At 51.0% G+C, this 13,619-nt stretch carries 12 protein-coding genes; 5 read left to right on the forward strand and 7 right to left on the reverse strand.

All coding sequences use genetic code 11. The annotated features are described in order from the left end of the window. Nucleotides 1-63: 63 nt before the first annotated feature. Nucleotides 64-1,905: a dihydroxy-acid dehydratase gene (gene ilvD / locus IMCC21906_RS02920; protein WP_047010915.1), complete on the reverse strand. Its 1,842-nt coding sequence runs from the start codon at nt 1,903-1,905 to the stop codon at nt 64-66. A 150-nt stretch (nt 1,906-2,055) separates the two neighbouring features. Between ilvD and IMCC21906_RS02925 the strand changes: the two genes are divergently transcribed. The 5 genes from IMCC21906_RS02925 to IMCC21906_RS02945 all read left to right on the forward strand — a co-directional run bounded on the left by IMCC21906_RS02925 (nt 2,056) and on the right by IMCC21906_RS02945 (nt 8,411). Further along, nucleotides 2,056-3,186 (forward strand): mechanosensitive ion channel family protein, encoded by a 1,131-nt coding sequence (locus IMCC21906_RS02925; RefSeq protein ID WP_047010916.1) that lies wholly within the window; start codon nt 2,056-2,058, stop codon nt 3,184-3,186. A 261-nt stretch (nt 3,187-3,447) separates the two neighbouring features. Beyond that, complete coding sequence (locus tag IMCC21906_RS16190; RefSeq protein WP_052763333.1) at nt 3,448-5,397, forward strand: S9 family peptidase; 1,950 nt, start codon at nt 3,448-3,450, stop codon at nt 5,395-5,397. Nucleotides 5,398-5,567: 170 nt separating this feature from the next. Next, entirely contained in the window at nt 5,568-5,843 is a 276-nt protein-coding gene (locus tag IMCC21906_RS02935; RefSeq protein WP_052763334.1) for a hypothetical protein, read from the forward strand. 109 nt (nt 5,844-5,952) lie between these two features. After that, nucleotides 5,953-7,920: a S9 family peptidase gene (locus IMCC21906_RS16195; RefSeq protein WP_052763335.1), complete on the forward strand. Its 1,968-nt coding sequence runs from the start codon at nt 5,953-5,955 to the stop codon at nt 7,918-7,920. Between the two features lie 47 nt (nt 7,921-7,967). Next, nucleotides 7,968-8,411, forward strand: a complete 444-nt coding sequence (locus IMCC21906_RS02945; RefSeq protein ID WP_047010917.1) for a hypothetical protein — start codon at nt 7,968-7,970, stop codon at nt 8,409-8,411. A gap of 113 nt (nt 8,412-8,524) precedes the next feature. Here the strand turns inward: IMCC21906_RS02945 and IMCC21906_RS02950 are convergent, their stop codons facing one another. The 6 genes from IMCC21906_RS02950 to rho all read right to left on the reverse strand — a co-directional run bounded on the left by IMCC21906_RS02950 (nt 8,525) and on the right by rho (nt 13,546). Next, the gene (locus IMCC21906_RS02950; RefSeq protein ID WP_047010918.1) at nt 8,525-9,007 is read right to left on the reverse strand and encodes an NUDIX domain-containing protein; all 483 of its coding nucleotides are present in this window, start codon (nt 9,005-9,007) and stop codon (nt 8,525-8,527) included. A gap of 42 nt (nt 9,008-9,049) precedes the next feature. After that, nucleotides 9,050-9,163 carry a hypothetical protein gene (locus IMCC21906_RS17215; RefSeq protein ID WP_369795809.1) on the reverse strand — a complete coding sequence of 38 codons (114 nt, stop codon included), beginning with the start codon at nt 9,161-9,163 and terminating at the stop codon, nt 9,050-9,052. A gap of 64 nt (nt 9,164-9,227) precedes the next feature. Then, nucleotides 9,228-9,470 (reverse strand): DUF5062 family protein, encoded by a 243-nt coding sequence (locus IMCC21906_RS02955; RefSeq protein WP_047010919.1) that lies wholly within the window; start codon nt 9,468-9,470, stop codon nt 9,228-9,230. Between the two features lie 110 nt (nt 9,471-9,580). Continuing rightward, the gene (gene hemW / locus IMCC21906_RS02960) at nt 9,581-10,720 is read right to left on the reverse strand and encodes a radical SAM family heme chaperone HemW (protein ID WP_047010920.1); all 1,140 of its coding nucleotides are present in this window, start codon (nt 10,718-10,720) and stop codon (nt 9,581-9,583) included. A gap of 10 nt (nt 10,721-10,730) precedes the next feature. Continuing rightward, entirely contained in the window at nt 10,731-12,206 is a 1,476-nt protein-coding gene (ubiD, locus tag IMCC21906_RS02965) for a 4-hydroxy-3-polyprenylbenzoate decarboxylase (RefSeq protein WP_047010921.1), read from the reverse strand. A 71-nt stretch (nt 12,207-12,277) separates the two neighbouring features. Next, complete coding sequence (gene rho / locus IMCC21906_RS02970; RefSeq protein ID WP_047010922.1) at nt 12,278-13,546, reverse strand: transcription termination factor Rho; 1,269 nt, start codon at nt 13,544-13,546, stop codon at nt 12,278-12,280. Nucleotides 13,547-13,619 lie beyond the last annotated feature (73 nt).

Consider the following 13,619-nt stretch of genomic DNA (forward strand, 5'->3'; position numbering starts at 1 on the left):
CACAGTGTGGTCCCCTTTTTTGTGTCTGAATGGTGCTGGTTTATGTCCTAAACAGCGGCAGAATTAGAGTTGGCTAATATCCCGCACCGCACCGCGATCGGCGCTGGTCACCATTTTGGCATAGGCTTTGAGTGCCGCAGAGACTTTGCGAGGACGCTCATTGACGGGCTTCCAGCCGTCAGCGCCTTTCGCATCCATGGCTTTGCGGCGTTTGGCCAATTCACTTTCGTCCAGCAAGACATTAATGCTGCGGTTAGGAATATCGATGCGAATAATATCGCCTTTATTGACCAGCGCAATGGCGCCACCAGCGGCGGCTTCGGGAGAAGCGTGGCCAATCGACAGGCCAGATGTACCACCCGAGAAGCGACCATCGGTGAGCAAGGCGCAAGCCTTGCCCAAACCTTTGGATTTGATATAGCTGGTGGGGTAGAGCATTTCCTGCATGCCCGGTCCGCCTTTAGGTCCTTCGTAGCGAACAATAACCACATCGCCGGCTTTAACCCGGTCGTTGAGAATATCGTCAACCGCGCCCTCTTGGCTTTCGCAGATATGAGCAGGGCCTTCAAAGACCAAAATGCTCTCGTCGACGCCAGAGGTTTTCACCACGCAGCCATCAACAGCGATATTGCCGTAGAGCACGGCCAAGCCGCCTTCTAGAGAGAAGGCGTGCTCAATAGAGCGGATGCAGCCATTTTCCCGATCGGCGTCCAAAGAGGGCCAGCGCGTGTTTTGGCTGAAGGCTTGCTGGGTGGGGATGCCTGCCGGACCAGCCTTATAAAAGTCTTTTACCGCTTCCAGCTCGGTCTGCATGATGTCCCACTGGGCCAGCGAGGCGGCAACGCTGCTGGCGTGAACAGTGGGTAGATCGGTGTGTAACAGACCTGCCCGGTCCAATTCACCCAAAATGGCCACAACACCGCCAGCGCGGTGTACGTCTTCCATGTGATACAGCGGGGTGTTGGGTGCGACCTTACACAGCTGAGGGACTTTGCGAGACAAGGCGTCAATATCCTTCAGGGTGTAATCCAGCTCGGCTTCTTGGGCTGCGGCCAGCAAATGCAAGATTGTGTTGGTAGAACCACCCATGGCGATGTCGAGGGCCATCGCATTTTGAAAGGCCTCAAAATTGGCGATGTTGCGGGGCAAAATAGAATAATCATCTTGCTCGTAGTGGCGGCGTGCCAGCTCGACAATGCGGCGGCCCGCTTCTAAAAACAGCTTTTCACGATCGGCATGGGTGGCCAGCATCGAACCGTTGCCGGGCAGCGAAAGTCCCAGTGCTTCGGTGAGGCAGTTCATCGAGTTGGCGGTGAACATGCCAGAGCAAGAGCCGCAGGTAGGACAGGCAGAGCGTTCGTACTCAGCGACTTGCTCGTCGGTGGCGCTGTCGTCCACGGCAATTACCATGGCGTCGACCAGGTCCAGCTTGTGCTCAGACAGCTTGGTTTTACCGGCTTCCATTGGGCCGCCAGAAACAAAAATAACGGGAATGTTCAAACGCATGGCGGCGTTGAGCATCCCCGGCGTGATTTTGTCGCAGTTGGATATACACACCAGCGCATCGGCGCAGTGGGCATTGACCATATATTCTACGGAGTCGGCAATAATATCCCTACTGGGCAGGCTGTAGAGCATGCCGTCGTGACCCATGGCGATGCCATCGTCGACAGCAATGGTATTAAATTCTTTGGCGACGCCGCCGGCAGCTTCAATTTCTCGTGCTACCAATTGGCCCATGTCCTTAAGGTGGACATGGCCGGGCACAAACTGGGTAAAGGAGTTGGCAATGGCGATAATGGGTTTTTCAAAGTCGCCATCTTTCATGCCGGTGGCCCGCCACAAAGCGCGGGCACCCGCCATATTGCGGCCTGCGGTAGATGTTTTTGAACGATATGCGGGCATGATTGGCCTCAGACTGTCTAGCATTGAAATAAGGGTCGAAAGTTTATCACAGCACAGCCAGTGGCAATAATCCCGGCATGCTGCGTCAGCGGCTACAATCCGCTATTGTGGTCAAAAATAACGGCAGTAAAAATCTTTTTTGGGGGACATGTGGAAGAAACAGTAGATCAGGCCGTCGGCGCATTGGGCTCGACTGTGCCGGACTGGTTAATGGACTGGCTCCCATTTGTATTAGTGATGGCGCTGCTATTTTGTGTCTGGCTTTTTACCCGCAAAGTGTTTGCGGTACAAAAAGATCACGGCACGGATATTCGTTATCGTGAGCAGGGCAGCAAACTGCTGTTTCGCTTGGCGGGGGTGGTGTTGGCCATTGCCACACTGCCAATGGAAAGCGAGCTGCGTGGTCAATTGCTCAGCCTGGTGGGGCTGCTGGCATCGGCAGCTATTGCGCTGTCGTCGACCTCGGTGATGGGTAACCTGATGGCGGGATTTATGCTCCGCACCGTCAACAGCTTTCGGGCGGGGGACTATATCGAGTTTCGCAATGAATTGGGGCGAGTCTCCCAGCGTGGTTTATTGCATGTTGAAATTCAAAATGAAACCAGCGAGTTGGTTACCGTTCCTAATTTGCTGCTGGTGCAAGAACCCTACAATGTCGTGCGGGCTTCTGGCACGGTGGTATCTGCCGATGTGTCTTTGGGCTATGACGTTGACAGGCGGGATATTGAAAAAGCGCTGCTGGCCGCAATTGAGCAAGCCGAGCTGGAAGATGGCTTTGTACAGATTCGAGAGCTGGGGGATTTTTCGGTCAGTTATCGGGCCAATGGCTGGTTGAATGAGGCCGGTTTGCTGGTCAGTGCGCGTTCGCGGCTACGGGCCATGATCTTGGACGCGATGCATGGTGCCGGCATTGAAATTGTCTCCCCCACGTTTATGAATCAACGCCAGTTAAAAGGCGAGGGTAAGGTGATTCCGCAAGCGCCTCGTATTCCGCAAGAAGAAAATAATAATCATGGTCATGCTGAAGAAGTCCTCTTCAGCAAAGCGGAATCTGCCAGTGCAGTGGAAAAACTGGAAGACAAAATTAAAAAATTAAAAAATGCTCTTAAAGAAGAGGGCGATGCGACGGACGACGGCGAAGCTATGGATCGGGAGAAAGTAAAAGCAGAGTTAGCCGTGTTAACGGCAGAGCTGGAAGTTGCCCGGAACGAAGCCAAGCAGGAGGCGGAAAAAGATCGGGCGCAGGCAAAAGAAGAGGATGCTGACACAAAATCCGGGTAAAACATGGCAGGCATAAAGTTGTAGCATTGACCATTGCGAGAGAGTTGCAAGCTCTGCTGCAAAGATATTTTAACATGGATACTGTTAAATGAGTTATCGCTGTCAGTTGTGACAAAAGTGCGCAGTCTGATACCGCATTAAGATGTGCCTGGTAGTTAGCCCAAGGTTGGGTAAAGTCCCAAAAAAGAGGGATAGATTTATATGTGTCATTTTTTAGATTTTGGGTATTTGTAGGCGACCAAATAATATTGGAGGGAAGGGATGACCAAGGCTACGAGGATTTTATGGGCGTTGTTGATCGCTGGATCATGTACTGTTGCCCATGCTTCACCGCCAGCAGAACCGTCCGAGCCTTTGCCGTTGTCGGTGTATAGTGCCGAACCGGGGATTGAACAGATGGCGCTGTCGCTAACGGGTAAGTACCTCGCTTTTGTGACCTCGATGAACAATATGCGTCTGTTTGTAGTGGCGGAGGTGGGAGGCAAGGTACTGCACAAGATTGCTTTGGATGATCTTAATCTGGAGTACCTGAGCTGGGCGGGGGATGATTTTGTTCTTATTCACTCTCGCTCTGTGCAAAAACTGGGCTATTCGGTTGCTGGGCACTTTCAGTTGCATAATCTTCTGGTAGTAAATCGTCACAGCGGCAAGCTCGATGTACCGCTGAGCAACTCCAAGAAAGTGTTTAATGCGGCTTTTCATTTCTATATGCCGGTGCAGAAAAAGGGGCGCTGGTATCAGTGTCTCGATACCCTGTCTACTAATAGCAGCGCGTATACCCGCCAGGTGTGGATTAATGATTCAGAATTTCAACTCAGTTGTATCGATCTGAAAAGTGGTCGGATGTCATTGCTGGCTGGCAGTCGCGAAGATGGTGATGGCTGGTTGTTGGGCCCAGGTCTGCAGGTGCTGGCTACCGCCAGTTACGATGACTTAAAGCAGGAGTGGAAGCTTCAGCGAGATTGGCGTAGCAAAGCACTTTATACAGCGTCGTCCCGATATGGTGGTCATGAGATTGAGGGGCAGGGGCGAACCCCCGACACTTTAATTTTTAGCGCCAATACTGAGCACTATTACGAAATGCCTCTCAGCGGTGGCAAACCACGTCAGATTTATGCCAACTCGGTGGTTGAATGGCTCTATTTTGACCCTATAACCGGTTTGAATAGTGGCTATCTGAAGGCTGATGATGTGCCAGAGTTAGTGATGTTAGATCCGCTCCACAAGGCGCGTATTGAGGGCGCCAGAAAAGCGTTTCCCAATCTTAATGTGCATTTTCGCTCTTGGAATCAGGATGTCAGCCGCTTGGTGGTTTACACCGATGGTGATACTGATTCGGGTACTTGGTGGTTGGTGGATATCGCGGCGGGCAGTGCTGAAATATTGGGGGTCAACCACCCGTTGATAAAGTCCGCTCACGTTGCGCCGTTCAAAATGTGGCAATACAAAGCGGCAGACGGCTTGGATATTCACGCGGTGCTGACATTGCCGCCGGGTAAGCGTGCCGAAAAGCGGCCGCTGATTGTGTTGCCTCATGGCGGCCCGGAATCTCGGGATTACCTTCAGTTTGACTGGCTGGCCCAGGCCTTTGCGAGTCGGGGTTATGTTGTGCTGCAAGCTAATTTTCGCGGCTCCGACGGGTATGGCAGCAGGTTTCGCGACGCCGGTTTTGGCGAATTTGGCCGCAAAATGCAGAGTGATTTGTCAGACGGTGTTGCCGCACTGGCGGAGACTGGCATGATCGACCCAGCGCGGGTTTGTGTTGTTGGCGGCAGCTACGGTGGCTACGCGGCTCTGGCAGGTGTGTCTCTGCAGAAGGGTATTTATCGCTGTGCAGTGTCTATTGCTGGCATCAGCGATTTGCAATTGTTTCTCAGCAAAATGGAGCGGAATCGTTTTCACGCTGGACTGCGTTACTGGAAGGATTATTTAGGAGTGACGAGCTCGAAAGATGACCGGCTGCAAGCGCTGTCTCCTCGGGATAAGGCAAAGCGGATAAAAGTACCAGTGCTGCTAATTCATGGCGAATACGATACGGTGGTGCCGGTTGAGCAAAGCAGATTGATGGCCCGTCGTCTAAAATCGCTGGATTCGGAATACCAGTACGTCGAGTTGGAAACGGAAGATCATTATCTCTCTCAAGCCGCAACGCGACTGCAAGCATTGGAAGAGGCTATGGCCTTTGTGATGAAGCACAATCCACCAGATTAATATTCAATGTTGTGTTAAGGGGATAAAGAAAGGGGTGCATCTAAGTAATGCACAAGCATGTCGTAATATTAGCTGTATTCTTTAGTATCGTTTGTTCTGGCCTGGCCCAGGCAGGCTGTTCTGGTCAACAAAACCGGACACATTAATTTGGTGTCTGTCTTACAGATTCGATGAGAGGAAAAGAGAGAAAGAACTTAGCAAAGTGGATTTTTATGGGTATGTCAGCTCATAGCATGATTAAGCCTTGTTCAAATGTCTCAGAAAGTGAAATCGATAATTCTAATCAATATGCTGGTAGGTTAATTACACGACTGATAACAGAAGATTGCCCGGAACAAGTCAGGACGGCTTCCGAGGTTATGGGCTCCGCAGCATTTGAGCAAGCATTCAAAGTCGTCGGCGAGCTTGCAATGCAGGAATTAATGGCCGAGCTAAGCGTAGGATAATCTATAGGCGGTTTTGAAAAGTACCTTGATGATACTAGCGCTTGGGGGCCGTGGGGCTACACAATGATTGACTGAATATATGGCTGACTTGGTATAAGGAAGACTGAGAATGTTTGTAGTACGCGCCGTAGTGCTTTTTTTCATCGCGATCACGTTTGCACATGGGGACGAAGCCCCTATTCCACCTAGTATCGATAGCTACGCGATACTTCCGAGCATTGACGATGTGGCCTTGTCGATTTCTGGTCAATATATGGCAATGACCTCTACCGTCAAAGGGCGACGGATTTTAGTTATAGCCGAGAGTAGCGGCAAACTGCTGAACAGTTTTGGTTTGGGTGGCATTAAAGTGCGGTCGTTATTTTGGGCGGGGGATGATTATCTCATTGCCAGAACCAGCTCTACCCAAAATTTAGGTTTTGCCTATGGCGGCCGTTACGAACTGGGAAATTTGATGGTGATCCAGCGCGGTAGTGGCGAACTTAGTTGGCCGTTACACGAATCCGGTAGAGTTGTTAATGCCGCTTTTGGTTTTCAGCAACCCGCCCAAAAAAACGGTAAGTGGTATCAGTGTGTCGGTACTCTACCGCTATCTCGTAGTTCGCGCTCGGGGGAGGTCTGGATTGGCGACGATGAGGTGGATTTGAGCTGTATTAACCTAGAAACAGGCAAACTTAAAATTTTAAGAAAGGGGCGCAAAAACGGCGATGGTTGGTTGCTGGGTCCAGAGTTAGAAGTGCTGGCTCATGCATTAAATAATACTGCTCAGCAACGCTGGGTATTGAAAGCGAGCAATCAAGCCGACACTATTTTTAGTAACGCAACAATACTTGCAGAAGGGCCGTCACGCTACGGGCATAATGTAATTCTGGGTCGGGGCCGCACACCGGGCACAATTTTGTATTCCCTCGCCGATGCTCGCGGAAGTCACCGGTTGATGGAATCACCTCTGAGCGGTAAAGGCGAGGCGGTGGAGCTCTATGCAGATATCGACACGACTTCGCTAGCTTTTGATCCTCTGACGGGATTTTTCAGCGGTTATTGGGCTGAGGGGCCAGTTGAAGAATTAACAATGTTGGATGATAAAGCACAGGCTCGAGTCGTGGGCACACGCAAAGCTTTTCCCAATAGTACGGTACGGTTTGTTTCATGGAGCAAAGGGCTTGATCTTATTATTGTTTACACCGAAGGCAGTGACGATTCTGGTACTTGGTGGTTGGTGAATATTGGTGAAGGCAGTGCCACGCCTATTGGTGAAAGCTATCCAGGTATTAAGGCGAACCAAGTAGGAAAATTTAGTCTTTGGCACTACACCGCGCAAGATGGTCTCGCGATTGAGGCGATTATCACCGAGCCTGCTAGCGGTACAACAGAAAATATGCCGTTAATCGTGATGCCCCACGGCGGTCCGCAAGTAAAAGATCGGTTGCACTTTGATTGGATGGCTCAAGCTTTTGCCAGCCGTGGCTACTTGGTATTACAGCCAAATTTTCGGGGTTCCAGTGGCTACGGTCTAGGCTTTCGTAATGCCGGGTTTAATGAATGGGGGCGAAAAATGCAAAGCGACCTGTCCGACGGTGTTGCCGCGCTAGTGAAAGAGAAGCGCGTTGACCCTAATCGAGTGTGTATCATTGGTGGTAGTTATGGAGGCTATGCCGCACTTGCTGGCGTAACCTTACAACAGGGAATTTACCGGTGCGCGGTGTCTATTGCTGGCGTATCAGACCCTGTCGCTATGTTGCGTGAGCTAGAAGTGGACCGGCGGCGCAACTCACAGCGTTACTGGCAAGATTTTATGGGTGCAAAAAATTCGAGGGATGATGTTTTGGAAAATATTTCGCCATTGGCTCACGCGAAAAAAGCGGATGCCCCCATATTGTTGCTACACGGTGAAGATGATCTCGTTGTACCGATATCCCATAGCACGCGTATGGCAAAAAAATTAAAACGTGCAGATAAACCGTATAAATTTGTAAAGTTGAAAACCGAAGACCATTACTTGTCCCGAGAGGCCACCCGTCAACAAATGCTTCAAGAGGCGATGAACTTTGTGATGAAGCACAATCCACCAAGCTAGTATTCAATGTTGTATTAAAGGAATAAAGAAAGGGGAGAATCTAAGTAATGCACAAGCATGTCGCAATATTAGCTGTATTCTTTAGTATCGTTTGTTCTGGTATGGCCCAGGCAGGCCAAGAGGCACGGCAATTTGGTGTCTGTCTTACAGATTCGATGAGCGGAAAAGAGAGAAAAAATTTAGCAAAATGGATTTTTATGGGTATGTCAGCTCATAGCATGATTAAGCCTTATTCAAATGTCTCAGAAAGTGATATCGATAATTCTAATCAATATGTTGGTAAGTTAATTACACGACTGATAACAGAAGATTGCCCGGAACAAGCCAGGACGGCTTCAGAGGTTATGGGCTCCGCAGCATTTGAGCAAGCATTCAAAGTCGTCGGCGAGCTTGCAATGCAGGAATTAATGGCCGATCCAAGTGTAGGACAATCTATAGGCGGTTTTGAAAAGTACCTTGATCAGGAAAAATTCAAAGAGGTTTTTCAATAGTCGCCATGTCTGACAATCGGCTGAAATTTGCTCAGAATAACTAACTTCAAATGCTGGGGCTCATGAGAATGAAATAAATCTCCCCCTTTTTCTTCTGCTTTGACTCAGTTGGCCTAAGGCTTGGCGCGCTTAGCCAGCCAATCATTAATTGCCAGGCCGGTGCCCATATTCCAGCCTTTGAGTTTTTCTGGGGGAATAATTTTGTAGTCGTCTAGCTCTTCGTTGAGTTTGATCTCTCCGTGAGCCTGAATGTGATAGGCGATAATGACTTGGTTTTGCTGGGGAAATCCGTAAACGCCAAGCAGTTCAGCGGTCTGTGCATGGAGGTTAAGTTCTTCCAGCGTTTCGCGCTTGGCGCATTCCAGCGGGTCTTCTCCAGCTTCTAAAAAGCCGGTGATGATGGAGTAGAATTTCTCAGGCCAGCTGACGTTGTGGGCCATGACGACGCCACCTTCAAGCTCAACAATCATCGCCACAACCGGCGTGGGGTTATTGAAGTGAATAAAACCGCAGTCATGCCCGGCGCAGGCTGAGCGAATTTCTCCTTCAATCAGTGTGTCGTTGAGGGGAGTGGCGCAGTGTGGGCAGTATTTCATATCGCTTCCAGAGTCAGGTCTTTTTGAGGCTGATTTTGAGTGTTATGTATCCCAGTATGCCGAATAGCAGTGAACTGATAATAATGCCCAAACGCTTGTCAAAACCCGGTTAACCCCGGACTCTTCAACGGCGAGTGAGCCAATAAACAGGCTCATGGTAAAGCCTATTCTGCACAGTGCTGTGTGCCATGCAGGCTTGCCCAGTTCATATGGCTGCTGTTTATTTTTTTTCTAGGGAGGCGGCCCAAAGCGCTAAGCGATGACGGATGGTCTGCTGTGAAATCTGTAATTCGGGCATGGGTTGGATCAGTTTATCTCGCACTAGCAGACGGTAGATAAATTCGAGCCGCTCAGTTACGGAATCCCCTTCTTCAAATTTAGCGGCGCCGCGTTTTTCTGCGTAGGCACCACCCACTGCTAAGGCTTTGCGTACCAGTTCTTTCTCGTTGGCGAGCTTCTTCATAGGCGACTCCGCTGGGTGTTTGCATTGTGCTCTATCATCGGGCATTCAATATAAAATGCAATGCTTCTGGTTTTTAAGGCGGGGTTGGTTTTATTCGTGGGGTGAGCTGCCTACTCGGCTAAAAACTCGCCTAAAAGACTATCGAGCATGACAAAGCCTCGTTGAGTGGCTTTAAATTGCCCGGCCTGTTCTTGAATTAAGCCGCGAGCTTGCAGGGTTTTTATGGTATCGGCGACGATGGTCCAGTTGAGGCCGCTGCGTTGTTCAAACAATGTTTGGCTAAAGCCTTCGCTGAGGCGCAGGGCGTTCATCATAAACTCTAATGGAATATCTTCAGGCGCGATAACTTCAGACTTGCTGCTTCGGGAAGGGCTGCGTTTTAAGTAGTCTTCGGGCTTGCGGGTTTTTTGGTAGCGCAGAATGTCGCCGTTGGCGGTGGTGATTTTGCCGTGGGCTCCTGCGCCCAGAGCAAGATAGTCGCCAAACTGCCAGTAGTTGAGGTTATGGCGTGCTTGATGGCCAGCTCGCGCAAAGGCCGATACCTCGTAGCGCTGGAAACCCGCCTTCGCCAGCAAGGCAAAGCCTTGCCGTTGAATGGTCATAATTTCGGTTTCTACCGGCAGCGTTGGTGGCCGGGAGTAAAACTCGGTATTGGGTTCGATGGTGAGCTGATACCAGGAAATATGTGGGGCACCGGCATCGATAGCGATCTGTAGGTCTTGCAGCGCATCAGCCTGGCTCTGCTCATTGAGGCCGTGCATCAAATCGATATTAAAGTTTGAGTAGCCTGCCGCTTGGGCGGTGGCGATGGCTTTTAACGCATCGTCACTATTGTGAACACGGCCCAGCTTTGTCAGTTGTTCGCCGTCAAAGCTTTGCACACCTATCGAGAGTCGGTTGATACCTGCTTCCCGGTAGCCTTCAAATCGGCCTTGTTCCAGCGTACCGGGGTTGGCTTCTAGGGTGATTTCAATATCGTCGCTAAAGTGTAACCGTTGTTTTAACGCCGCTAATAATCGTTGATATGCCGTGGCGCTAAACAAGCTAGGCGTGCCGCCGCCAATAAAAATACTTTGCAGGGGGCGGTCTTGAATGAAGCTTACATCTTGATCCAGGTCTTCTATAAGGGCATCAATATAAGCGCTTTCTGGCAGCTCAGCCGTTTTTGCGTGGGAGTTAAAGTCGCAGTAGGGGCATTTGCGAACGCACCAAGGCACATGCACATATAAAGACAGTGGCGGTAGGCTCATTGTGGCCCAATCATTTGGGGAGGGTGATGCCCAGTTGGTCCCAAATGTCGTCAATTTTTTGGGTGACGGCGGGATCTTTGGCAATGGGGCGACCCCATTCCCGCTCGGTTTCGCCGGGCCATTTGTTGGTGGCGTCCATTCCCATTTTTGAGCCGAGGCCCGATACCGGCGAGGCAAAATCTAAATAGTCGATAGGGGTGTTTTCGACCATTACCGTGTCGCGTTGGGGATCCATACGGGTGGTGATGGCCCAAATCACATCGTTCCAGTCTCTGGCATTCACGTCGTCATCGCAGACGATAACAAACTTGGTGTACATAAATTGGCGCAGGAATGACCACACCCCAAACATGACCCGCTTGGCATGGCCGGGGTATTGTTTTTTGATGGTGACAACCGCCATTCGGTAAGAGCAGCCTTCTGGGGGCAGGTAGAAATCAATGATTTCTGGAAACTGGCGGCGTAATAACGGCACTAACACTTCGTTTAAAGCGACGCCCAGTACGGCGGGTTCATCTGGCGGCCTGCCGGTGTAGGTGGTGTGATAGATCGGCTGCTTGCGATGGCTGATATGGGTCACGGTAAAGACCGGGAAGCAGTCGACTTCATTGTAATAACCGGTATGGTCGCCATAGGGGCCTTCGTCGGCCATGTCGCCGGGGGCAATATAGCCTTCCAGAATAATTTCTGATGAGGCGGGCACCTGCAGGTCATTGCTCAGGCTTTTGATCAGTTCGGTTTTTTCACCCCGGAGCAATCCTGCAAAAGCGTATTCGCTAAGGGTATCGGGTATTGGGGTGACAGCGCCCAGCGTGGTGGCGGGGTCAGCGCCTAGCGCAACGGAAACAGGAAAGTTTTCGCCGGGATGGGCTGCCTGAAATTCCTGAAAGTCCAGTGCGCCACCGCGATGGGATAGCCAGCGCATAATCAACTTATTACGGCCGATCAACTGCATGCGGTAAATGCCGAGGTTCTGGCGTTCTTTGTTGGGTCCCCGGGTAATCACCAGCGGCCACGTTATTAATGGCGCGGCATCGTCGGGCCAGCAGGTTTGAATAGGCAGTTTGTACAGGTCTACCGCCTCGTTTTCTAGCACCACATCTTGGCAGGGCGCTTTGCTAACGAGCTTGGGCCCCATGTTTAAAACTTGTTTAAACACCGGCAATTGTCGCCACGCGTCTTTCAGGCCTTTAGGGGGATCGGGTTGGCGCAGAAAGGCCAGCAGTTCGCCTACCTCGTGCAGGGCTTCAATGCTGTCTTGCCCCATACCCATTGCCACCCGTTTTTCGGTGCCAAATAAATTAGCCAATACGGGCATGTCGTAGCCGATGGGGTTTTCAAACAATAGCGCGGGACCGCGAGCGCGTAGCACCCGATCACAGATTTCGGTCATTTCAAGGTTGGGGTCAACAGGGTGAGTGACGCGTTGCAACTCACCCTGTTTTTCCAGGTAGCTAATGAACTCGCGAAGATCTTTGTGCTTCATAGCCGAATGCCAAAGTTAGGTCGAAAGCGCCTAGGGCCTGTTAACGCTAATTAGTGTTAACAGGCCCTAGCTTATTTCCTTTTCATTGAGTCGAAGAATTCGCTGTTGGTCTTGGTGTCCTTCAGCTTGTCGATCAGGAATTCGATCGCGCCGGTGTCTTCCATGCCGTGCAGCAGTTTGCGCAAAATCCACATCCGTTGCAGTTCGTCTTCGCCGGTGAGGAGTTCTTCACGACGGGTGCCCGAGCGACGAATATTGATGGCAGGGTAAACGCGCTTCTCGGCGATCTTGCGGTCGAGATGCAGTTCGTTGTTGCCGGTGCCTTTAAATTCTTCGTAGATCACTTCGTCCATTTTCGAACCGGTATCGATCAGCGCGGTAGCGATAATGGTCAGGCTGCCGCCTTCTTCGATATTCCGTGCCGCACCGAAGAAGCGCTTGGGGCGCTCCAGCGCGTGAGCGTCAACACCGCCAGTGAGTACCTTGCCGGAGCTAGGAACAATCGTATTGTAAGCTCGGGCCAGGCGGGTAATGGAGTCGAGCAGAATCACGACATCTTTTTTGTGCTCAACCAGGCGCTTGGCTTTTTCGATTACCATCTCGGCCACTTGCACGTGACGGGCAGGGGGTTCGTCGAAGGTTGAGGCAACCACTTCGGCCCCTTTTGCACCCACCGAGCGTTGCATCTCGGTGACTTCTTCTGGGCGCTCGTCAATCAGTAGCACGATAACGTAGCATTCGGGGTTGTTGCGAATAATGCTTTGGGCGATGTTCTGCAGCATTAAGGTTTTACCGGCTTTGGGTGGCGCTACAATCAAGCCGCGTTGGCCCTTACCGATGGGTGCCGCCAAGTCGATGATCCGGCCGGTCAAATCTTCTGTTGAGCCATTACCCTGTTCCAGCGTCAGGCGCTCATTGGGAAACAATGGGGTCAGGTTTTCAAACAGGACTTTATTCTTGGATTGCTCAGGTCTGGTGTAGTTAACCTCGTCTACTTTGAGCAGGGCAAAGTAGCGTTCGCCTTCTTTGGGGGGGCGAATTTTGCCAGCGATGCTGTCGCCAGTGCGCAGATTAAAGCGGCGGATTTGGCTGGGCGACACATAGATGTCATCTGGGCCAGCCAGGTATGAGCAGTCTGCAGAGCGCAGAAAACCAAAACCGTCTTGGAGAATTTCTAGTACGCCGTCGCCGTGAATATCTTCGCCGCTTTTGGCGTGGCGCTTCAGGATGGAGAAGATAATATCCTGTTTGCGAGAGCGGGCGATGTTGTCGAGGCCAATTTCTTTGGCAATATCGAGCAGTTCTTGGGCAGGCTTGGTTTTAAGATCAGTAAGATTCATAGGTTTGAAGTTGTTAATTCAATGGAAGAGATATCCGAGGACGCAGGAATGGCGGGAACAGAAGCCGGTACGT

Origin of the sequence: Spongiibacter sp. IMCC21906 (genome assembly GCF_001010805.1) — a bacterium.
Taxonomy (GTDB): Bacteria; Pseudomonadota; Gammaproteobacteria; order Pseudomonadales; family Spongiibacteraceae; genus Spongiibacter.